General features: G+C 69.0%; 18 protein-coding genes. 13 read left to right on the top strand and 5 right to left on the bottom strand.

Annotation, left to right across the window (positions count from 1 at the left end; genetic code table 11):
* Positions 1-153 precede the first annotated feature (153 nt).
* The 9 genes from W7S_RS04935 to W7S_RS04975 all read left to right on the top strand — a co-directional run bounded on the left by W7S_RS04935 (position 154) and on the right by W7S_RS04975 (position 9,044).
* A complete protein-coding gene (locus W7S_RS04935) occupies positions 154-618 on the top strand; it encodes a hypothetical protein (RefSeq protein ID WP_009957794.1) in 465 nt (154 codons plus the stop codon).
* Positions 619-1,093: 475 nt separating this feature from the next.
* Complete coding sequence (locus W7S_RS04940) at positions 1,094-2,887, top strand: CocE/NonD family hydrolase (protein WP_008254117.1); 1,794 nt, start codon at positions 1,094-1,096, stop codon at positions 2,885-2,887.
* 89 nt (positions 2,888-2,976) lie between these two features.
* On the top strand, positions 2,977-4,110 hold the full coding sequence (locus W7S_RS04945) for a M42 family metallopeptidase (RefSeq protein ID WP_008254118.1): 1,134 nt from the start codon (positions 2,977-2,979) through the stop codon (positions 4,108-4,110).
* A 146-nt stretch (positions 4,111-4,256) separates the two neighbouring features.
* On the top strand, positions 4,257-5,273 hold the full coding sequence (locus W7S_RS04950; RefSeq protein WP_008254119.1) for a GHMP kinase: 1,017 nt from the start codon (positions 4,257-4,259) through the stop codon (positions 5,271-5,273).
* Positions 5,261-5,878 (top strand): SIS domain-containing protein, encoded by a 618-nt coding sequence (locus W7S_RS04955; RefSeq protein WP_170320552.1) that lies wholly within the window; start codon positions 5,261-5,263, stop codon positions 5,876-5,878. The genes W7S_RS04950 and W7S_RS04955 overlap by 13 nt, the downstream gene beginning before the upstream one ends.
* An 8-nt stretch (positions 5,879-5,886) precedes the next feature.
* Complete coding sequence (locus tag W7S_RS04960; RefSeq protein ID WP_008254121.1) at positions 5,887-6,441, top strand: HAD-IIIA family hydrolase; 555 nt, start codon at positions 5,887-5,889, stop codon at positions 6,439-6,441.
* Between the two features lie 228 nt (positions 6,442-6,669).
* Complete coding sequence (locus W7S_RS04965; protein WP_085976476.1) at positions 6,670-7,620, top strand: GNAT family N-acetyltransferase; 951 nt, start codon at positions 6,670-6,672, stop codon at positions 7,618-7,620.
* Positions 7,621-7,676: 56 nt separating this feature from the next.
* Positions 7,677-8,366: a DUF5642 family protein gene (locus tag W7S_RS04970; RefSeq protein ID WP_014711046.1), complete on the top strand. Its 690-nt coding sequence runs from the start codon at positions 7,677-7,679 to the stop codon at positions 8,364-8,366.
* Positions 8,367-8,393: 27 nt separating this feature from the next.
* Positions 8,394-9,044, top strand: coding sequence for a DUF5642 family protein (locus W7S_RS04975; RefSeq protein ID WP_008254124.1), 651 nt, complete (start codon positions 8,394-8,396; stop codon positions 9,042-9,044).
* A gap of 4 nt (positions 9,045-9,048) precedes the next feature.
* Here the strand turns inward: W7S_RS04975 and W7S_RS04980 are convergent, their stop codons facing one another.
* Entirely contained in the window at positions 9,049-9,645 is a 597-nt protein-coding gene (locus tag W7S_RS04980) for an alpha-ketoglutarate-dependent dioxygenase AlkB (protein WP_009954975.1), read from the bottom strand.
* Positions 9,646-9,742: 97 nt separating this feature from the next.
* Between W7S_RS04980 and arcA the strand changes: the two genes are divergently transcribed.
* Entirely contained in the window at positions 9,743-10,954 is a 1,212-nt protein-coding gene (gene arcA, locus W7S_RS04985) for an arginine deiminase (protein ID WP_008254126.1), read from the top strand.
* A gap of 75 nt (positions 10,955-11,029) precedes the next feature.
* On the opposite strand, the gene W7S_RS04990 is transcribed toward arcA, so the two are convergent.
* Entirely contained in the window at positions 11,030-12,562 is a 1,533-nt protein-coding gene (locus tag W7S_RS04990; protein ID WP_008254127.1) for a dolichyl-phosphate-mannose--protein mannosyltransferase, read from the bottom strand.
* An 82-nt stretch (positions 12,563-12,644) separates the two neighbouring features.
* Between W7S_RS04990 and rsmI the strand changes: the two genes are divergently transcribed.
* Positions 12,645-13,481 carry a 16S rRNA (cytidine(1402)-2'-O)-methyltransferase gene (gene rsmI / locus W7S_RS04995; protein WP_008254128.1) on the top strand — a complete coding sequence of 279 codons (837 nt, stop codon included), beginning with the start codon at positions 12,645-12,647 and terminating at the stop codon, positions 13,479-13,481.
* Between the two features lie 52 nt (positions 13,482-13,533).
* Here the strand turns inward: rsmI and W7S_RS05000 are convergent, their stop codons facing one another.
* From W7S_RS05000 to W7S_RS05010, 3 genes are read right to left on the bottom strand one after another with little or no spacing between them, the layout of a single operon-like run.
* Positions 13,534-14,790, bottom strand: coding sequence for an aminodeoxychorismate synthase component I (locus W7S_RS05000; RefSeq protein WP_008254129.1), 1,257 nt, complete (start codon positions 14,788-14,790; stop codon positions 13,534-13,536).
* Positions 14,791-14,806: 16 nt separating this feature from the next.
* On the bottom strand, positions 14,807-15,718 hold the full coding sequence (locus W7S_RS05005) for an RNA polymerase sigma-70 factor (RefSeq protein ID WP_008254130.1): 912 nt from the start codon (positions 15,716-15,718) through the stop codon (positions 14,807-14,809).
* Positions 15,715-16,902, bottom strand: coding sequence for an NAD(P)/FAD-dependent oxidoreductase (locus W7S_RS05010; RefSeq protein ID WP_008254131.1), 1,188 nt, complete (start codon positions 16,900-16,902; stop codon positions 15,715-15,717). Before W7S_RS05010 ends, W7S_RS05005 begins: the two co-directional genes overlap by 4 nt.
* A gap of 368 nt (positions 16,903-17,270) precedes the next feature.
* Between W7S_RS05010 and W7S_RS05015 the strand changes: the two genes are divergently transcribed.
* Entirely contained in the window at positions 17,271-18,944 is a 1,674-nt protein-coding gene (locus W7S_RS05015) for a hypothetical protein (protein WP_008254133.1), read from the top strand.
* A 139-nt stretch (positions 18,945-19,083) separates the two neighbouring features.
* Positions 19,084-20,949 (top strand): bifunctional diguanylate cyclase/phosphodiesterase, encoded by a 1,866-nt coding sequence (locus tag W7S_RS05020; RefSeq protein WP_008254134.1) that lies wholly within the window; start codon positions 19,084-19,086, stop codon positions 20,947-20,949.
* The last annotated feature ends 20 nt before the right edge of the window (positions 20,950-20,969 follow it).

Raw genomic sequence — 20,969 nt, forward strand, 5'->3', positions numbered from 1 at the left:
CAAACGCATGTCCACGAAACCGCCACTCGGCACGCTTCGGCGTGTCGCGGTTTCACCGCCAGCCGGGTCTGAGACCGTTGGACGTACTCGCGGTGGAAGCAAGGGGGCGGGGTGAGTCCGGCTCAGATTTTTTTCGTGTCAGCTCTCGTCGTCATGCTGGTAGTCGGGATCGTGACGATCAAGTTCTCCGGGAAGCTGTTCCGCCCTGAAGCGACCCTGGCGGTTGTGTTGACGGTGGTTACCGTGGCGGGCTGGATCTGGCGGATGCCACGGGGGTGGTTCACGATTTCGCAAATCGCTTGGCGCTACCGGCTGAAGACTTGTCAGGTCCGGGAGGTCGCGGACAAGCTTGGTATGAGGCCCTTCAACCGCGGTGCGCTGGTCCCTCCCGCACAGCGGAAGAAGATGCATCCCGAGCTGATGCGTTTGAAGAAGCGCAAGGCGGTGCGCGAGCCGAGCGTAGCGAAAGGCGCGGGATTGGTCTACGAATCCTCGGCCGCACAGTCTGCTTTCCTGGATGAGGCCGAGCGCATGCAGTTCTCCGGTGAGGAGCTGTTGCGACATCTGCATCCGAGCGTCACCCATTTCGTGTCCGACGCCCAGGACGAGGCGGTATGACGAAATCGGCTGGGGGCCCGTGGTTTTCAGCGGGCCCCGCCTCGGACGAAGTCAGAGGCCGCGGGACTGTTTATGGCAATGACAAGCTGGGGTCACGGGTGGAATCGGCGATCTGTCAGCGCGAGTCGCCGGTCGCCGCCTGCGAGCGCCTTGCGAAATCAGTGGCCGATCCGCATCGCGAGGCCGCCGAAACCGTTAGGCGTCGAAGGCAATCGGCGGGGTCGCTGGACCGCTGCGTCCGACGACCGGCGGAAGCGGCCGCGCCATCGTGACACCCCCTCAGTTCCGCTGAGGACGGTGCTCTAAATTCGCTGATGATTCGCGGCGATGGCGCCGCGGGGCCTCAGGGGGAGCTCTACCGATGGTGAGATCAAGGACGACTCTGCGATCCAGGCGCAAACCTGCGCGACGCGTCCGCAAGACCAGTCCATCGCCGTTCGCGCCGGAGTGGACGCCGCCCCCGGCGACCTACGGCGTGGGCGTGCGACACAACGTCGCCGTGCCGATGAGCGACGGCGTCGAACTGCGCGCCGACATCCACTACCCGACGGTGCCCGAGACGGGGCAGGCCGCCGAAGGCCCGTTTCCCGTCTTGCTGTCGATCACGCCCTACGGCAAGAAAGCCCCGCCGCCGGCCGCACAAATCGGCGGCGGCGCGGCGCCCTACCTCATCAAGCGCGGCTACATCGAGGTGATGGTCGACGTCCGCGGCACCGGTTCGTCGGGCGGTTCGTTCGAGATGTGCGGCGACCGGCAGACGCAGGACGGCGTGGAGTTGGTGCAGTGGGCGACCACGCTGCCCAACGCCGACGGCCGCGTCGGCATGGTGGGGCTGTCCTACCTGGCGATCAACCAACTCTTCACCGCGGCCGCCGTCGGCCCGGACTCGCCCCTGAAGGCGATCTTCCCGGTGATGGCGGCCCGCGATTTCTATCGCGACGCCGCCACCATGGGCGGCGTGCCGCACCTGCACGCGGTCCGCGGATACGGGTCGGTCTACACGCTGCTCAACGTGGTCAATCCGACGCTGGAGTGGCTCGCCCGCGGCGGTCACGAGCGGCCGCGCTCGGGCGGTCTCGCCGCGGTTCGCCAGCGCGGACGCGATCAGCGGCGCTACTTCCGGCCACTGATCGCCGAGGTTGTCGCCGGCGGCGAGACCGCCTATGACGGCCCGTTTTGGGACGCGATGAGTCCGGGGCTGGTCCTGTCCAAGATCGCCGCCAACGGCGTCGCGACCTTCCTCGTCGGCGGATGGCACGACGCGTTTCAGCGCGGGGCGCCCCTGAACTACGCCGCGCTGCAGAACGCGGCCGCCGGCCGGCCCGACGACGCACCGATGGAACCCGGCCAACCCGTCTCGGACCGGATCCGATTGATGATGGGCCCGTGGTATCACGTGTCGGACCACGGCGGGCTGCACCTTCAGGCGCTGCAGTTGCGCTGGTTCGAGCACTGGCTCAAAGACGATGCGCGCGCGGCGATTGCGGGGAAGCCGCTGACGTTCCAGGCGATCGGAAGCTCGAACTGGTATCGCGCCGACGACTATCCGCTCGCCGAGGCGACGCCCACTCGTTTCTACCTGTCCGACGCGGGCCGGCTGAGTTCGGATGCCTCGCCCCACACCACTGTTGCGCCGCTGACCTATGTCCCGCGCGGACCCCTGTCGGGCCGCAGCCTGGAGCAGTGGTCGCTGGGGCTGAGCAGCTTTCTGTTCTCCCAACGCGGCCGCACCATCCGCTACGACCAGGACAACCGGCGCCTGCAGCGCGGCGCGCTGTCCTACACCACCGAGCCATTCGGGCACGCGAAGCTGGTGGCCGGACCGATCGCGCTGACCATCCACGCGACGGCCACCACCACCGAGACGGTGTGGGTCGCCCACCTTGATGCCGTCGCCCCCGACGGTGCCAGCCGTCCGCTGACCCAGGGCGCGCTACTCGGTTCGCACCGGAAGCTGGATCCCGACCGCACCTGGTACCTGCCCGACGGCACCGTTCTGCGCCCGCAGCACCTCAGCACCCGAGCGGCCGCGCAGCCCGTCGTGCCCGGCGAGCTCACCCGCTACGACATCGAAATCTTTCCGACGGCCGCGCTGATCGCCGCGGGCCACCGGCTGCGCCTGACGATCACCACCTATGACTTTCCGCATCTGGTGCCCAGCAAGCCGGCTCGCCGAGCCTTGGCCGGCGGGCGCTACCAACTGCATCAGGGCGGGCCGACGCCGTCGCACCTCCTTGTTTCGTTGGCAGACCCGGACGCCGTGAGCTGAACCAGGCATCGGAACCCCTGACGGCGTTGGCGTAGCCGCAGGACATCGCGGGTACTGGTCCTCTGAACCCGATGACGGAAGAGGATCCCATGGCGCACCCCGACCGCGATGCCACCGACCACCTGCTGCAAGAACTCCTGTGGACCTATGGGCCGTGCGGGCAGGAGGACGAGGTCCGCGCCGTCATCGCCCGCGAACTGCAACCCCTCGTCGACGACATGTGGACCGACGACGCCGGAAACCTGATCGGCTACGTCGCCGCCAATGCGTCGGCCAATAACACCGGGGCGCCCGACCACCGCCAGCGCACACAGGCCATCCCCGGCACCGCGACCCGGGTGATGGCACACATGGACGAGCTGTCGATGATCGTCAAACGCGTGGAATCCGACGGCACGCTGCATTTGACGCAGCTGGGAACGATGTACCCGGGCAACTTCGGACTCGGCCCGGTCGCGGTGCTCGGCGACAACGAAACCCTCACCGCCGTACTGGCTCTCGGCTCCGAGCACACCACCCAGGAAAGCTCGCGGATCTGGGAGACCAAGCCCGACAAGGGCGACCGCGCACTGGACTGGCATCACGTGTACGTCTTCACCGGCCGCAGCACCGAGGAGCTGGCCGCGGCGGGCGTGCACGCCGGCACCCGGGTGTGCGTCGACCGCAGCAAGCGATCCGTGGTCGAGATCGGAGACTACGTCGGCGCCTACTTCCTCGACGACCGCGCCGCGGTGACCGCGCTGCTGAACGCCGCCCGCCTGTTGCGCGAGCGCGACCAACGCCCGGCCGACGACGTCTACCTGGTCTTCACCACCAACGAGGAGATCGGCGGGGTGGGGGGCACCTACGCCAGCGCGACGCTGCCCGGCCACCTCACGCTCGCCCTGGAAGTCGGCCCCACCGAAGTCGAATACAACACCACGGTCAGTGGCGGCCCGATCGTCGGCTACAGCGACGCGTTGTGCATTTACGACAAGGAGGTCGCCGACCGGCTGCTGAAAATCGCCACCGACCAGGGGTTGTCCCCACAGCCGGCCGCGCTGGGCGCATTCGAATCCGACGCGTCGCACGCCAAGGCCACCGGGCAGACTGCGCGCGCCGGCCTGCTGTGCCTGCCCACGCTGAGCACCCACGGCTATGAGGTCATCCCGCGCCGCGCCATCGACGATATGGCCGCCATCATCGTCGATTTCGTGCTGCAGCCAAGCCAGCAGATCGCCTGAGCCGGGCTTAGAGCAGTCGGGCGAAAACCCGACAATCGTGCTGGTCAGCCTGTTAGTCTGGCGGCGCTTCCGGACGCAGAACGATGGGGTTGGCACGTGGCACGCGTGGTCTCGCAGCTGGGCGATCCGCTCGACAGAGAATCCCCATGACGCGTCCACGAATCCGCGCGCGAGCGCCGTTGCGGATCTCGTTCGCCGGCGGCGGCACCGACGTGCCCCCGTTCCCGACGACCGAAGGCGGCTGCGTCCTGTCGGCGACCATCGACCGCTACGCCCAGGGATCCCTTACCCCGCGCACCGACCGCCGGGTCAGCATCGAGTCGGTGGACTTCAAGACCACGCACGAGATGACGCTCGACAGCGAGATTCTCTACGACGGCAGCCTCGATCTGATCAAGGCCGCGGTGCGCCGGTTCGGCCGCGACGGCACGGACGGCTATGACCTGGTACTGCGCTCCAGCGCCCCGCCGGGATCGGGGCTGGGCTCGTCGTCGACGATGATGGTCGCGCTCACCGGCCTGCTCGCCGAGCACTACCGGGTGCCCATGGGCGAATACGAGACGGCCCAACTGGCGTGTGCCATCGAACGCGACGACCTGGGCATCGCGGGCGGCATGCAGGACATGTACGCCGCGACGTTCGGCGGCTTCAACTTCATCGAGTTCACCGACCGCGTGATCGTCAATCCGCTGCGAATCCGCGACGAGACCGCCTTCGAGCTCGAGCTCAGCCTGCTGCTGTGCTACACGGGCATCACCCGCGACTCGGCGCGGGTGATCGAGGACCAAACCCGCCGCGCCACAACAGGTTCGGATGACACGCTGGAGGGCCTGCGGGCCCAGAAGGACTTGGCGGTCGCGATGAAAGCGGCGTTGCTGACAGGCAAGCTGAACGACTTCGGTGTGCTGCTGGGCGAGGCGTGGACCCAGAAGAAGCGCATGTCGCCCTACATCACCAACGAGCGTATCGACGACCTATACGAGCTGGCCCTGAAGAACGGGGCGCTGGGCGGCAAGCTCACCGGGGCCGGCGGTGGGGGATACATCCTGTTGTTCTGTGACTTCGCCAAGAAGCACCGGCTCATCGAAGCGCTCGAGGGCGCGGAGGCCAACGTCACCGAATTCGCGTTCGAGAGCAAGGGATTGACGACATGGCTGGCATGAGCGGCTCGGACGCGGTCTCGCCGAGCGTGCGGCTGGTTCAGCAGCGCTTGGCCGACACGATCGCGGTCAAGCAACAGATGCAGCAGGGCGATGTCGCCGCGCAGACCGTCGAGGTCGCGCGCGCGATCATCGACTCGCTGCGCGCCGGGGGGAAGGTGATCTTCTTCGGCAACGGGGGATCGGCGCAAGACGCTGGGCACCTGGCGGCAGAACTCATGGGGCGCTACGCCTTTGACCGTCCCGGTCTGGCGGCGATCAGCCTACCCGACGCGACGGCCGCGATCACGGCGATCTCCAACGACTACTCCTACGACGAGGTGTTCGCCCGCCAGGTTCTCGCCACCGGGCGCTCCGGGGACGTGGTGATCGGGCTGACCACGTCGGGCAACTCTCCCAACGTCGTTCGCGCGCTCGAGGTCGCCGGCCAGGCGGGAATGACGACCGTCACGCTCACGGGCGCACTCGGCGGCAAGGTGGCCGATGTGGCGAAAATCTGCATCCGGGTTCCCAGCGAGGACACGGCCCGGGTTCAGGAGGCATGCCTGCACCTGGGCCATTCCATTTGCGAAATGGTCGAGGCGGCACTGTTTCCCGGGCCGTCCTGACGTCGACGATGGCGGTAGCCGATCTGCGCAATGTGCGCACCGTCTTTCTGGACCGAGACGGCACCATCAATGTCAAGGCGGCCGAGGGTGAGTACATCCGGTCACCCGGGGACCTGGTGCTGCTGCCGGGCGCCGCCGCGGCGCTGGCCGCCCTGAACGCCGCGGGACTGCGGACCGTGCTGGTGACCAACCAGCGGTGGCTCTCCGAACCCGCTTCCGTTCCAACACATTTCACTGCCGTCCAGAACCGTCTGCAACAACTGCTCGCGGACGAAGGCGCCCGGATCGACGCCGCCTATCATTGCCCGCACGCGGCGAACAGTTGCGACTGCCGCAAACCCGGCACCGGCATGTTGTTGCGCGCCGCGGCCGAACACGGCATCGATCTGACCGCATCGGTGATGATCGGCGACAGCGACATCGACATGAGGGCGGGCCGGGCGGCGGGAGCGGCGACCATCCTGCTCCGCTCCGGCGGCGAGCCGTCCCCTGACGCCGACATCGTGGTGGACGACCTCGCCGCCGCGGTCGAGCTCATCCTGGCCGCCCGGGCCGCGCACTAGTTTCGGCTCATGAGACGCCGGCATCCTTGCCGCGGCCGCAACCTGCTCATAACCTGGGCAACATCCGACCGCGTCCAGGAGGCTCGGGCCTGGCGCACCAGACGACGGCAAGCAGGCGGGGCAGGTCATGGCACCATCGCGACGCGCACAGCGGTGTCGCGATGCTGCGGGCGGCGGTCGGTAGCGGTGGCCGGACTGACCGGCGCCCGGGTGGACGAGCTGGCGACGATGGACATCTTCAAGGGATGTCCCCCCGAAGACCTTGCGCCGTTGGCGGGCCGCCTGCAGCCCCTGCGCGCCACGGCCGGCGAGGTGCTGATGCGCCAGGGGGAGCAAGCCGTGTCGTTCCTGCTGATCTCCTCGGGTACCGCCGAGATCAAACACGTCGGTGACGACGGCGTGGTGATCGTCGAGCATGCGTCCCCCGGCATGATCGTCGGCGAGATCGCCCTGCTGCGCGACATTCCCCGGACCGCGACGGTCAGCGCCGCCGAACCGCTGACCGGATGGGTCGGTGACACCAGATCCTTCGCCAGCATGGTGCACATCCCGGGCATCACGCCGCGGCTGTTGCGCACCGCGCGCCAGCGGCTCGCCGCATTCATCACGCCGATCCCGATTCGCGTGCGCGACGGCACGCTCCTGTTGCTGCGCCCGGTGCTGCCCGGCGACAGCGAGCGCACCGTGCACGGACACATCTACTTCTCCGGTGACACGCTGTATCGGCGCTTCATGACCCCGCGTCTTCCCACGCCTGCGTTGATGCACTACCTGTCGGAGGTCGACTACGTCGACCACTTCGTGTGGGTGGTCACCGACGGCAGCGACCCGGTGGCCGACGCGCGGTTCGTCCGCGACGAAAACGACCCGACGGTCGCCGAGATCGCGTTCACCGTCGCCGACGCCTATCAGGGCCGGGGCATCGGCACCTATTTGATCAGCGCACTGTCCATCGCCGCCGACGTCGACGGTGTCGAAAGGTTTTCCGCGCGAATGCTTTCCGACAATGGGCCGATGCGCGCGATCATGGACCGCTACAGCGCCGTGTGGCAGCGTGAAGACATCGGTGTGATCACCACCGTGATCGACGTGCCGCACCCGCGTCACCTGCCGTTCGGCCCCGACGAGGCCGAGCAGATCAGGCGCGTGGCCCGGCAGGTGATCGAGGCGGTCGGCTGAGACCGGCGCTGGCGTGGGGGCGCCGCTACGGCGGCGTCCTGTGCTATCAACGCCTCATGCGGCCGTTCGGGATTGGCCCGGCGCTGACTACCGCGCTCACGCTGGCCGTCGCCGGGTGCGCTCATCAACCCGCGCCCAAACCGCCGGCGGTTCCGGCGAAATCGCCGCCGAGCAACACCGCCGCCGTCAACCCCGCCAACATCAAACGGATCATTCGCGACATGCCGCCCGGTTACGAGGTGAGCACCGGAATCCCCAGCGCCGCCTCGCCGAGGGTGATCTGGGGCCTGGGCGACGACCCACACTCCAAGCCCGCCAAATGCGGGACGCTCGCCGACCCAGGGAACGGGCGCGACCAATCGGCGCAGGGCGTGTCGGGCTCGGGGAGCGGCGGCATCGTCAACGCGGTGGTGGTGGCTTTGCCGGGACCGGTGGATTTCCCGGAGGACCTGCTCACCGCGTGTGCCCACTGGTCGGAGACCGCCGGGAACACCGGGGCACACGTCCACCTCACCGATGCGCCGCACGTCGATGGTGTCCAGACCATCGGCATGGTCGCCGACGTCAGGTCATCGGTCGAGTCGGGCACCGAAATAGATTCCCGCGTCTACACATTCACCGCGTATCTGGGCGACTTTTACGCGTTCACCACGCTGACCACCGATCCAGGTTCAGCGCTTCCGGTCCTGCCACCGCGATTCGCCGCGGATCTGCTCGCCAAAACGGTGTCCACGTTGCGCAGCTGAACTATCCGCTTGGGTAGATTGGCCACGATGTCCAAGATGTTGCTCGCGCTCGCGGCCGCCTGCGTCCTGGCCGGGTGCTCATCGGTCACTCCCGAGGCGAAGGTCGACATCAACAAGGTCGCCGACGTCAAGTCCAGCTTCGGACCCGATTTCAAGGTCAGCGACATCAGCGAACGGGGAATCGATCCCAAGCTGCTGGCCGGCCGAAAACTGCCCGACGGATTGACGTTCGACCCGGCGAACTGCGCGAAAGTGGCGGCCGGGCCGGACATGCCGGCGGACCTGCAGGGCAACATGTCCGCGGTCACCGCCGAGGGCCGCGGCAACCGGTTCGTGGTGATCGCGCTGGAGACCTCAAAAGCGTTGCCCCTCAACGATCCCGGGAAAGACTGCCAAAAGGTGACCTTCGCCGGCCCGCAGCTGCGCGGGGGCGTCCAGGTGGTCGAGGCACCGCAGATCGACAGCACCCGCACGCTGGGCGTGCATCGCGTCATGCAGGCGCTGACCCCGGGCGGGCCACGCACCGGCGAGTTGTTCGACTATTCGGCCTCATTCGGCGACTACCAGGTGATCGTCATCGCCAACCCGCTGGTGATTCCCGATCAGCCCGTCGCGCCGGTCGACACCCAACGCGCGCGCGACCTGCTCGTCAAAGCGGTGGCGTCGGTGCGTGCCTAAACCTTCAACGCACGCCGCGCGGCCGGAACTGGATGCTCACCCGAGGACCGACCGGTGCCGCCGTCTTGGGCACGGCGTGCTCCCACGTCCGCTGGCATGACCCGCCCATCACCAGCAGATCTCCGTGCGCCTGCGGCAGCCGCAGCGACGGGCCCCCGCCGCGGCGCCGCATCGCGAACGCGCGGGTGGCGCCCAGGCTGACGATCGCCACCATGGTGTCCTCGGAACTGCTCCGGCCGATCGTGTCGCCGTGCCAGGCCACGCTGTCGGAGCCGTCGCGGTAGCAGCACAGCCCCACCGTGGTGAACGGCTCACCGAGCTCGCCGGCGTAGATGTCGTTGAGCCGCCGCCGCAGCCGCGTCAGCATCGGGTGCGGCGGATCGTCGACCGTGAGGTCGTGGAAGCTGACCAGCCGAGGGACGTCGACCACCCGGTCGTACATCTGGCGGCGTTCCTCGCGCCACGGCACCGTCGACAACAAGGCGTCCAGCAGGTCGTCCGCGTCGGTCAGCCAGCCGGCGCGGATTTCGATGAACGCGCCGTCACCGAGCTGTCGGCGCTCGGTGTGCTGGAACAGGGAGCCTTGAACCGCAACCTCCACGCGACCCAGTTTATCGCACATCCGTTCGATGGCGGGTGGGCCGCGCGACGGGCGTGTGACGCGCCCGTCCGGCCCCCGCCGCCGCTACGGTTGAGTCGTGGGTGAGGTTGAGCTGGGCACCAAGTCCGAGGTCGGCGCGCTGCGCACGGTCATCGTGCACCGCCCGGGCGCCGAGTTGCTCCGCCTCAACCCGCGCAACGTCGACCAGCTGCTGTTCGACGGCCTCCCGTGGGTGGCCCGCGCGCAGGACGAGCACGACCAGTTCGCCGAGGTGCTGCGTTCCCGCGGGGTCGAAGTGCTGTTGCTGTCGGACCTGCTCACCGAAGCGCTGACGCACAGCGGGGCCGCGCGGATGCAGGGCGTGGCGGCCGCCGTGGACGCGCGGAGGCTCGGAGTGCCACTGGCGCAAGAGCTTTCGGCGTACCTGCGGGGACTGGAGCCCGCCCGACTGGCGCAGGTCCTGATGGCGGGCATGACGTTCAACGAGTTGCCCGCGGACACCCGCACCGACGTGTCGTTGGTGCTGCGCATGCACCACGGCGGCGATTTCGTCATCGAACCGCTGCCCAACCTGGTGTTCACCCGGGACTCGTCGATCTGGATCGGCCCGCGGGTGGTGATCCCGACGCTGGCGCTGCGGGCCCGGGTCCGCGAGGCGTCGTTGACCGATCTCATCTATGCCCATCACCCGCGGTTCACCGGGGTGCGACGCGCCTACGAGTCGCGTACCGCGCCCGTCGAGGGTGGTGACGTGCTGCTGCTCGCGCCCGGCGTGGTCGCGGTCGGCGTGGGGGAGCGCACCACCCCCGCCGGCGCGGAAGCGTTGGCCCGCAGCCTGTTTGACGACGATCTCGCGCACACGGTGCTCGCAGTGCCGATTGCGCAGCGGCGCGCGCAGATGCATCTGGACACGGTGTGCACGATGGTCGACACGGACACGGTGGTGATGTACGCCAACATCGTCGACACGCTGTCGGCGTTCACCATCCAGCGCACCCCCGACGGGGTCGCCATCAGCGACGAGGTTCCCTTCCTGGAGGGCGCGGCCAAGGCGATGGAGATCGACAAGCTGCGGGTCATCGACACCGGTCTGGATCCCGTCATCGCCGAACGCGAGCAATGGGATGACGGCAACAACACGCTGGCCCTGGCGCCCGGCGTCGTCGTCGCCTACGAACGCAACGCGCAGACCAACATTCGCCTGCAGGACGCCGGCATCGAAGTGCTGACCATCGCGGGATCCGAATTGGGCACCGGCCGCGGCGGGCCGCGCTGCATGTCGTGCCCCGTGAGCCGCGATGCGGTCTGAAGCGCAACACCGCGAGCAGACACAAAAGCACCCGACACGCCGGAATTTTAGGTGCTTTTGCGTCTGCTCGCGGTACTAACGCCAGCTGGGCAGCCAGATCTCCATGTTCCACGTCTGCTGCGAAATCGGCAGACCGGTGAGCACCGGGAACAGCCAGGCGAAGTTGGTCACCACCAACGCCACATAGGCGCAGACGGCGATCAACCCCAGCGTGCGTCGCTCCGAGTTCACCCCGGGCCCCCGGGCGGGCGCCCCCGGGGTGTAGAGGATGTCGCCGCAAATCAGCGCGATGGCCATCACCAAAAACGGCGCCATCGTCGCCGCGTAGAAGAAGTACATCTGCCGATCGATGTTGGCGAACCACGGCAGCCAGCCCGCGCAATAGCCCACCAGCACAGCGGCGTAACGCCAATCGCGGCGCACCAGCATGCGCCACAGCGCGAAAATCAACACCGGCACCGCCACCCACCACATGGCCGGCGTACCCACCAGCATCTCGGCCTTGACGCAGGACTGCGCGCCACAGCCCGGCACGTTCTGCTCGTCGATCGCATAGAGCACCGGCCGCAACGACATCGGCCAGCTCCACGGTTTCGATTCCCACGGGTGATAGTTGCCCGCCGCATTCGTCAGGCTCGCGTGGAATTGAAAAGCCTTGGCCGAGTAGTGCCACAGCGACCGGATCGCATCGGGTAGCGGGATCAACGAATGCGGGCCGATCGTCTGGCCCACCTCGTGCCGATCGATGGCCGTCTCGGAGGCGAACCACGGGGCGTAGCTGGCCAGGTACACCAGCACCGGAATCAGGCCCAGCGCATAGCCGGTGGGGATGAGGTCGCGTGGCAGCGTCCCCATCCAGGGCCGGTCGACCTGGTACTGGCGGCGCGCGGCCACGTCGAACGCGAGCGACATCACGCCGAAAAACACCACGAAGTACAGGCCCGACCACTTTGTGCCGCATGCCAATCCGAGCAGCACCCCGGCGCCGAAGCGCCACCACCGCACACCCAGGCGTGGGCCCCACACCGTGTCGGCATTGCGGCCCTGCAGCAGCGCGACGTGCATTCGTTGCCGCACCTCGTCGCGGTCGACGATCAACGCGCCGAACGCGGCGACCACGAAAAACGTCAGAATGCCGTCGAGCAGCGCGGTCCGCGAGGCGACGAAGCTGACGCCGTCGCAGATGACCAGCACCCCGGCGATCGCGCCGACCAGCGTCGACCGGCTGATCCGCCGGACGATCCGCATCACCAGCGCGACCATGACCACGCCGAGCAATGCGCCGGTGAACCGCCAGCCGACGCCGCTGTAGCCGAAGATCGCCTCGCCGATCGCGATGAGCTGCTTGCCCACCGGCGGGTGGACAACCAGACCGAACCCCGGATTGTCCTCCACCCCGTGGTTGTGCAGCGCCTGCCAAGCCTGCGGGGCGTAGTGCTTCTCGTCGAAGACCGGCGTGCCGGCATCGGTGGGCGAGCCCAGGTTCAGGAAGCGGGTCACCGCGGCCGCCACGGTGATCACGCCGGTCACCACCCAGCCGCGGACGTGATCGGTCGGACCGAAATCGGCCACCGGAACCCGCGGGCCCGGGCTGACGACCGGGACCACGCGCTCCTTTTCGACACCCTGGGCGTTCAAGGGGGATTCGCGGGGCGGGGCAGTCATCGGTGTCGATCGTAGGCTGTCGACCATGACCACCGGCCGCCTGTTGCTGGGCGCGACCCCCTTGGGTCAGCCCTCGGACGCCTCGCCCCGCCTCCTGGACGCGCTGGCCACGGCCGACGTGGTGGCCGCCGAGGACACCCGCAGGGTCCGGACGTTGGCCGCCGCCCTCGAGGTGAAGATCACCGGCCGGGTGATCAGCATGTTCGACCGGGTCGAGGCCACCCGGGTGGACCCGGTGCTCGAGGCGATCAGGGCGGGCGCGACCGTGCTGGTGGTCAGCGACGCCGGGATGCCGCTGATCAACGACCCCGGCTTCCGGCTGGTGACGGCGTGCGTGGAAGCCGGCCTGCCGGTGGGATGCCTGCCGGGACCCTCGGCGGTGACCACCGCGCTGGCCGTGTCCGGCCTGCCGGCGGACAAATTCTGCTTCGAGGGGTTCGCGCCGCGCAAGAAGGCGGCCCGACGCACCTGGCTGGATTCGCTGGCCGACGAGCGACGCACCTGTGTGTTCTTCGAGTCGCCGCGCCGGTTGTCCGCCTGTTTGCAGGACGCGGTCGAGCGGCTCGGCGGCGCGCGGCGGGCCGCGGTCTGCCGGGAACTGACCAAGGTGCACGAAGAGGTGGTGCGCGGATCGCTCGACGAGTTGGCGAAGTGGGCGGCCGACGGTGTGCTCGGCGAGATCACCGTGGTGCTGGCCGGCGCGACGCCGCGCGCCGATCTGCCGTCGCTGGTCGTCGAGGTCGAGGAGCTGGTCGCGGGCGGTGCTCGCGTCAAGGACGCCTGCGGCGAGGTGGCGGCCGCGTATCCCGAGGTGCGGTCCCGCCAGCTCTACGACGCGGTGCTGCGGGCTCGCCGGGTTTAGCGGCCGTGGCGGTCGCAAGCGCGGCGAAGCCGGGCGCAGCGGGTCGCCGCCATCAGGACAAGCCGGCGGGGCCGGCGGCCGCGATCGACGGCAGCCCTACGATGGGCGAGGCCTTGTGCAGGCATTCGGCCCACTCGGCGTCGGGGTCGGAATCGGCGGTGATCCCGCCACCCACACCCAGCACGGCCCCTCCCGCGGCGTCGAATTCGACGGTGCGGATCGCGACGTTGAGTTCGCAGCCGGCTACGGGGGAGGCCAATCCGATTGTTCCGCAATAGATTCCGCGGCGGTGCGGTTCCCATTGCGAAAGCAGTTGGCGGGCACGCTGTTTGGGTGTCCCGGTGACCGAGGCCGGCGGAAAGGTGGCGTCCAGCAGCGCCGACGTCGGCAATTCGACCGGAACCTGGGCGGCCACCGTGGACACCAGGTGCCACACGCCCGGCGCGCGCCGCACCACCAACAGCTCCGGGACCGTCACCGAGCCGACGACCGCCACGCGGCCGAGATCGTTGCGGACCAGGTCGACGATCATGATGTTTTCGGCCACCTCCTTGGCAGAGGCGCGCAGCGCCGACGGCCAGGCGTCCAGCGGCAAGGTGCCCTTGATCGGGCTGGACATGACGGCCGTCCCGCGCCGGCGTAGGAAGAGCTCCGGCGACAGCGACGCCACCGCGCCCCACGCACCCGCGACGTAGGCCGCCCGGGCCGGGGAGGTGCGGGCGACGCCATCGACGAAGAAGTCCAGCGGGAAACCGGCGACCGTGCCGGTGAATTGGGTGCACACGCACGCCTGGTAGACCTCGCCGGCGCGGATGGCTTCCAGGCAGGCGAGCACCCCGTCGCGGTGCGCGGACCGGTCGGCGATGCCCCAGTCGATCCGGCTCTCGCGCGGCGGTGGCGCAGGCGCGGCCAGCGCGGCGGCGAGCCAGCCCGGCATCGGCGCGCCGGAGAGGCTTTCGTACCACCAGCGCCCGTCGCGGTCGCGGCGCAGCACGCAGTCCGTCCAGCCGCCCGCGGCCTCGGGGATCCGGTTCGGATGCGCGTCGGCGCCGGGGTCGGGGTACGACAGGTACCCGATCCACCCGCCGCCCACCGCGTGCTGCTCGGGAGTCCGCGGGGCGTCGACGGCGAACACGCCGTCGACAGCCACCGGCCCCAGCGACACGCTCGGCGCGATCACCGCCAGGGCCCCGAACCACTCGCCGGTCAGCGCGGCCGGGGGCGGGAGACCCAATCGGGTCGTGGCGTCACCGAGGGCGCGCAGCACCTGGGGTGCGGCGCCGAGATCGCCGAGCCGGTCGATGCGCACCGACCCAGTGTGCCGCTCAGCCGCGGCTGATGTCGCGAGCGGTGGCCAGCGCCGCCAGTTTGCGCGGGTTGCGCATGACGTAGAAGTTCGTGATCTTGTCGTCGGCGATCTCCACCGTGATCACCCCTTCGAGCTGATCGCCCAGGTAGAGCAGCACCGCCGGCGCGCCGTTGCATGTCACCGTCTCCACCCGCAGCGCGGCCATCTCCGCGGCCCGACGCATCAGCCCGGCGATCGCCCGGGCCACCTTGTCGGCGCCGACCACCGGCCGTCGGGCGGCGCTCACCACGCCGCCGCTGTCGGCTGTCCAGGTGGCGTCCGGGGCCAGCATGGTCATCAGCGCTTCCACGTCGCCCCCCGCCGCCGCGGCCAGGAACTGGGCGGTGATCTCCGCGGTGCGCTCCGGGTCGGCCGCCTCGAACCGCTTGCGCCGGGCCCGCACGTGTTCACGGGCCCGGTGCGCCACCTGTCGCACCGTGGGCGCCGGCTTGCCCACCGCCTGGGCGATCTCGCCGTAGTCGAAGCCGAACACCTCGCGCAGCACGAACACGGCCCGCTCGTCGGGACTCAGCGTCTCCAACAGGACCAGCATCGCCATCGAAATCGACTCTGCGAGAACGACATCCGCGGACGGATCCTGGTCTTCGAGGAGCAGCGGCTCGGGCAGCCACGGGCCCACGTACTCCTCGCGCCGGCGGGCGTCGGCCCGCAGCGCGTTGAGCGCCTGCCGGGTGACCAGCTGGGCCAGGTAGGACTTGGTGTCGCGCACCGTCGCCAAGTCGACGGCCGACCACCGCAGATAACTGTCCTGCAGCACGTCGTCGGCCTCGGTCGCCGAGCCCAGCATCTCGTAGGCGATGGTGAACAGCAGCGGCCGCAGCAGGGTGAAGCGTTCGGCGTGCTCGCTGCCGGTCGGTGCGCGTGTCATCGCAGCGCGACCCGCTCGCCGGTCGGTGACTGCGCGGGCCGCTTGCCGCCCTTGAGCCAGAAATACGAGCCGGGTTTGGCGGCCTCGCGGCGGATCGCCCACAGCGTGGCCTTGCAGATCGTCTCCTTGAGCGAAGCCGCGGCCCGGCCACCGAGGTACAGGTTCACCGGGGTGTCGTCGGTGCGCGCCAGCTGGAAGGTGGCGTGCGCGCGACCGAGGCTGATGCACTGTCCGACGAACGCCTGGTTCAGCGCCGCGGGCGCGTCCCCGGCGATGCGGCTGAGCACGGTGTTGGCGGCCTGGGCGCCCATGGGTCCGGCGGCCTGGCAACTCATCCGCAACGGCTGACCGGACGGCGCGGCTGCGTCACCGGCGGCGACGATGCGGTCGTCGTCGATGCTGGTCAGCGTTTCGTCGGTGAGCAGCCGGCCCATCGGGTCGGTGCGCAGCCCGCTGCGCGCGGCCAGATCGGGCACGGTGAATCCGGCCGTCCACACGGTGGCCGCGCTGGGCAACACGGTGCCGTCGTTGAGCACCACCTCATCCCAGCGCACCTCGGCCACGGCGACGGATTCCAGCACGGTGACACCGAGGCGGCGCAGCCGCTTGGCCACCGAGCGCCGGCCCCGCTTGCTCAGCGACGGGCCGAGAACGGGGGCGCAGACCAGGGTGACCGGGCGTCGTCGCTCGGCGAGCTCGGAGGCCACCTCGATGCCCGTGAGCCCGCCGCCGACCACGGTGACGGGTGCGGGCAGCGGCAGGTCGGTGAGCGCGTAGTGCAGTCGCTGCGCGCTCTCCAGGTCGGCGACCGAGTGGGCGAACTCGGCGAAGCCCGGCACCGTCGAAGGCGTCGCGCCGGTGCTGCCGACGGCGTAGACCAGGTAGTCGTAGTCCAGCTCGAATCCCGAGCCCAGCAGCAGGCGCCGGCCCGGGGCGTCGATGCCGTCGACCGTGTCGACGATCAGCTCTATCCCGTCGCCCAGCAGCGTCGCGTAATCGGCGGTCGCGGCGCCGGTGTCGGCGACCAGCTGATGCAACCGGATGCGCTCCACGAAGACCGGCCGGGGGTTCACCAGCGTGATGTCGATGTCCGGGCGCTGCCGCAAATGGTTGGCCGCGAGCGTCCCGGCGTATCCGCCGCCGACGACGACGACATGAGTTCTCTGAGGCGCCACCTCGGTCATGGCTATCTCCTACCTGTTCGTGAGGACCTGTGCCCTTGAGACACCGCAGACCGGCCGAGCGTGACATCGACACCGCTATTGTGACCCGTCTCACTGCGCGCCGGCGGGCGGAAGGGCGCCGCCAACGGACCGCACCCCCGCTGAACTGCGGCGGAGCGTCGCCGGAACGCGCGTGATACGCTGCGCTACGCCAATTCGTGGCCCGCCCCGGTCGGATACACGCACCAGACAAACCGCGAAATATGGGGCCACTTGCACGCGCCATCGGTGTGTATTGGGAGAAGCAACCTTGACGACGACCATCTGCGCGAGCGGCCGCGGGCCCTCGCCGTCGGACGTGTCGTCGGGTGCGATCTGACGCGGTGACGATGTTGTACTCATGGAGGACGCGCGCGCTTGCCGCTGTCGTGTGCGCGGCGCTGGTGTTGAGCGCGTGCGGCGGTAAAAGCGACCCCGGGCCGCTGTCCGCGATGGTCAGCCCGGCCATCCCACCCAGCGCGCAGGAGATCCCGAACCCGCTGCGCGGCCAGTACGAGGAAATGCTGAATCCGCTTTTCCCGCAAGGCAATTCGGCGCAGCAGCGGTACTCCTCCTGGCCCGCGTCGTATGACGCCAGCCTGCGTGTCTCGTGGCGGCAGTTGCAGCCGGTCGATCCGCGCACACTGCCCCCCGACGCGCCCGACGACCGCAAGTTCGATTTCAGCGCGATCGACGACGCGCTGAACAAGCTCGGGGCCCGGAACATGCGCCTGGTCCTTGGCGTATTCGTCTACAAATCCTGTTGCAACGACACCTCTTCCGACAACACGAACATCGCGATCCCGGACTGGGTGCGGCCGTACGCCGCCAGTTATCCCGCGCCGGCGAAGAGTTCGGCCGCGGGGGTCACCCAGGTGGTGCCGAATTTCAACGACCCCGACTACCTCAACGGGATCAGTCAACTGCTGGCCGCCCTCGGCCGTCGCTATGACGGCGACGAGCGCCTGTCCGTGTTCGAATTCTCCGGTTACGGCGACTTCGGCGAGAACCACGTCGCGTATCTGCGCGATTCGCTGAGCGCGCCTGGGCCCGCGCCGGACGACAGCGTGGCAAAGCTGGGCTATTACAGCCAGTTCCGCGACCAGAGCATCACTAAGGCCTCCATCGCGCAGTTGGTCGCGGCGAACACGAATGCCTTCCCGCACACGCAATTGGTGGTGGCCCCCCAGAATCCGGAGATCGTCCGCGAATTGTTCGCCGACGACGTGACGAAGAAACTGGCCGCGCCCGTCGGCATCCGCGCGGACTGCCTGGGGGTGCAGGCGCCGTTGCCGGAATGGGCCGACGCCAGCGACTCGCACTACGTGCGCTCCAACGATGCCGTCGTCAACGCGATCAAGCAGCGGCTCACCTCGGCCCTGGTGATCAGCCAGTGGTGCCGGTTGCCCAGCGGCGCCGACCCCCGGTCGTACTACGAGAAGGGGCTGCACGACGTCATCAGGTACCACGTGTCGATGACCTCGAGTGCCGACTTCCCCGACCGGGATGCTGCCTCGGCGATGGATCCCAAGCTGTTTTTGCTGTGGGGCAAGGCCAATACCTCCGCGGGATACCGGTACTCGGTCGAGGCGCAGCCGGGATCGCAGTCGATCCAGGGCAAGGTGGCGACGATCTCGGTGGCCTGGACCAACTACGGTTCGGCGGCGGCCACCGAGCACTGGGAGCCCGGTTACAAGCTGGTCGACTTCTCGGGGGCGGTGGTTCGCAGCCTGCCGGCGACGGTGAACCTGGCGAAGCTGGTCCATGACGAGACCAGCCAATCGCGCGAGGAGCCGGTTCCCGAATCGTCGAGCGAGTCGGTCCACGTCGACGTGACGGGCCTGGCGCCCGGCCACTACACGCTGCGGGCGTCCGTCGAATGGCGGCAACACAAGCCGGGCGCCTCGCACGTCGTCAATTACGCACCCATGGCCCTGGCCCGGGACGGCCGCGACGGCTCGGGGCTGTACCCGATTGCCACGCTTGACATCCCGAGCGACTCGGCCTCGGCAAACGGCCAGTGACATCGTCCGGCCGCGGCGCTGCTTCGTTGGCTGCGAGCTTTTCGTAACCCCGGATGGGCGGGGCCGTGCGTGATACCGTTCTCGGACATATTTTGACTTCGGGACCCAGACGGGATAGTGCCCCGTATCGGAGGATTCCGTGCCGCGCAGCCTGAACCTGGTGGTCACCTCCGTCGCCACCGCGCTGATGGAGGCCACGGCGCCCACCGCGACCTCGGTCAGCGAAAAGGTACTCGCGCGGCTCGTCGAGCAGTTCGATGTGGACGCCAGCTTCCTGCGCCACCACGACAACGATGCCGCGGCGTCGACGTTGGTCGCCGAATGGCCGCGACGAACCGACAGCCCGGATCCGGATCTGGTGGCGGCGTTGCAGTTGGACGGCGTCGAGTCGGTGCTCGCTCAGTGTGAGCGCGACCGCAAGCCGGTGGTGACCCGTCCGGATCGGTCCGCCGGGTGGGTCCGCCGCGCGCTGAGGCCGGGCAAGGCGACGGCGTCGCCGTCGGTGGCGGCCGCGCCGCTGATGTCCAGCGACGCGTGCACCGGCGTGCTCGGCTTCGTGAAGTTCGGTGCCCGCAGGTGGAAGCAGGAGGAGATCAACACGCTCGAGGCGGTCGCCGCGCTGTTTGCCCAGCTTCAAGCGCGCATCGCCGCCGAAGAGCGGCTCCGCTACCTCGCCGAGCACGACGACCTGACCGGTGTGTACAACCGGCGGGCGCTGGTCGCGCACCTGTCCGGACGCCTCGCGCCCGGCAGCCCCGGACCCGTCGCGGTGTTCTACCTCGATCTCGACCGGCTCAAGCCGATCAACGACTACCTCGGCCACAGCGCGGGCGACTGGTTCATCCGCGTCTTCGCGCAGCGCATCGAGGAGTGCGCGGGAACGCCGAGCATGATCGCCCGGCTCGGCGGCGACGAGTTCGTCGTCATCCCGGACGAGCCGATGTCGCCGGAGGTCGCCGAGGCGTTCGCGCGTCGCCTGTCGACGATGCTGTGCGATCGCCTGACCATCGGTGGCCACGTGGTCAGCCGGACCGTCAGCATCGGGCTGGCGGTGGGCACGCCCGGGGCGGACAACTGCGCCGATCTGCTCCGCCGGGCGGACGAGGCGGTGCTGACGGCCAAGCGTGCCGGCGGCAATCAGACGGCGGTGTCCACCGACGACATGTCGCTCAAGCGGGCCTTCCGCAACGACATCGAGTTGCACCTGCAGGGCGACATCGACAGCGAAGGCCTGCTCCTGCATTACCTGCCCGAGGTCGACTTGTGGACCGGGGCCATCGTGGGCGCGGAGGCCCTGGTGCGCTGGCGGCACCCGGTCTGGGGTCTGCTGCTGCCCGACTCGTTCATCGGGGTGGCCGAATCCACCAACCTCGCCGCGGAGCTGGGCGGGTGGGTGATGCGCAGCGCCTGCGCCGAGTTCAGCCAGTGGCGCGCCAATGGGGTCGGGCACGGCGCCATGCTGCGCATCAACGTGTCGCCCATCCAGCTGATCAGTCGCGGCTTCGTCGAAAGCGTCGCCGACACGATCGGCGAGTTCGGAATCGATGCCGCATCGGTGTGCCTCGAGATCACCGAACGCGCCGTGGTGCACGACATCGACACCACGCGAAAAACCTTGTCGGAGCTCAAGGAAGTCGGCGTGCAGGTCGCCATCGACGACTTCGGCACCGGCTATGCCGTTCTGTCCCACCTGAAATCCCTGCCGGTCGACATGCTCAAGATCGACGCCGGGTTCGTGCGCGATGTCGGCACCGACGCCGGCGACCTGGCCATCGTCCGCGCCATCATCGGGCTCGCCGAGGCGTTCGGGCTGGAAGTGGTCGCCGAAGGCGTCGAAACCCCCGCTGCCGCACTGACTTTGATGCAACACGGCTGCCACCGCGCGCAAGGCTTCCTGCTGTCGCGTCCCCTGCCCGGCGACGCGATGGAAGCGCTGCTGTCCGCGCGCTGGATGCCGATGCCGTTTCTCGCCGACCGCGAGTCATCGTCGCTGGGCTCGACGTAGCGGCGACGATCGCGGAGGCC

The sequence above is a fragment of the Mycobacterium sp. MOTT36Y genome, assembly GCF_000262165.1.
GTDB classification, from domain to species: Bacteria; Actinomycetota; Actinomycetes; order Mycobacteriales; family Mycobacteriaceae; genus Mycobacterium; species Mycobacterium intracellulare.

Excerpts from the sequence above, each read along its gene's own strand:
- W7S_RS04935 (WP_009957794.1), top strand. The coding sequence starts at position 154 with ATGCTGGTAGTCGGGATCGTGACGATCAAGTTCTCCGGGAAGCTGTTC.
- W7S_RS04945 (WP_008254118.1), top strand. The coding sequence starts at position 2,977 with ATGGCGCACCCCGACCGCGATGCCACCGACCACCTGCTGCAAGAACTC.
- W7S_RS04950 (WP_008254119.1), top strand. The coding sequence starts at position 4,257 with ATGACGCGTCCACGAATCCGCGCGCGAGCGCCGTTGCGGATCTCGTTC.
- W7S_RS04955 (WP_170320552.1), top strand. The coding sequence starts at position 5,261 with ATGGCTGGCATGAGCGGCTCGGACGCGGTCTCGCCGAGCGTGCGGCTG.
- W7S_RS04960 (WP_008254121.1), top strand. The coding sequence starts at position 5,887 with ATGGCGGTAGCCGATCTGCGCAATGTGCGCACCGTCTTTCTGGACCGA.
- W7S_RS04965 (WP_085976476.1), top strand. The coding sequence starts at position 6,670 with ATGGACATCTTCAAGGGATGTCCCCCCGAAGACCTTGCGCCGTTGGCG.
- W7S_RS04970 (WP_014711046.1), top strand. The coding sequence starts at position 7,677 with ATGCGGCCGTTCGGGATTGGCCCGGCGCTGACTACCGCGCTCACGCTG.
- W7S_RS04975 (WP_008254124.1), top strand. The coding sequence starts at position 8,394 with ATGTCCAAGATGTTGCTCGCGCTCGCGGCCGCCTGCGTCCTGGCCGGG.
- rsmI (WP_008254128.1), top strand. The coding sequence starts at position 12,645 with ATGACCACCGGCCGCCTGTTGCTGGGCGCGACCCCCTTGGGTCAGCCC.
- W7S_RS05005 (WP_008254130.1), bottom strand. The coding sequence starts at position 15,718 with ATGACACGCGCACCGACCGGCAGCGAGCACGCCGAACGCTTCACCCTG.
- W7S_RS05010 (WP_008254131.1), bottom strand. The coding sequence starts at position 16,902 with ATGACCGAGGTGGCGCCTCAGAGAACTCATGTCGTCGTCGTCGGCGGC.
- W7S_RS05015 (WP_008254133.1), top strand. The coding sequence starts at position 17,271 with ATGTTGTACTCATGGAGGACGCGCGCGCTTGCCGCTGTCGTGTGCGCG.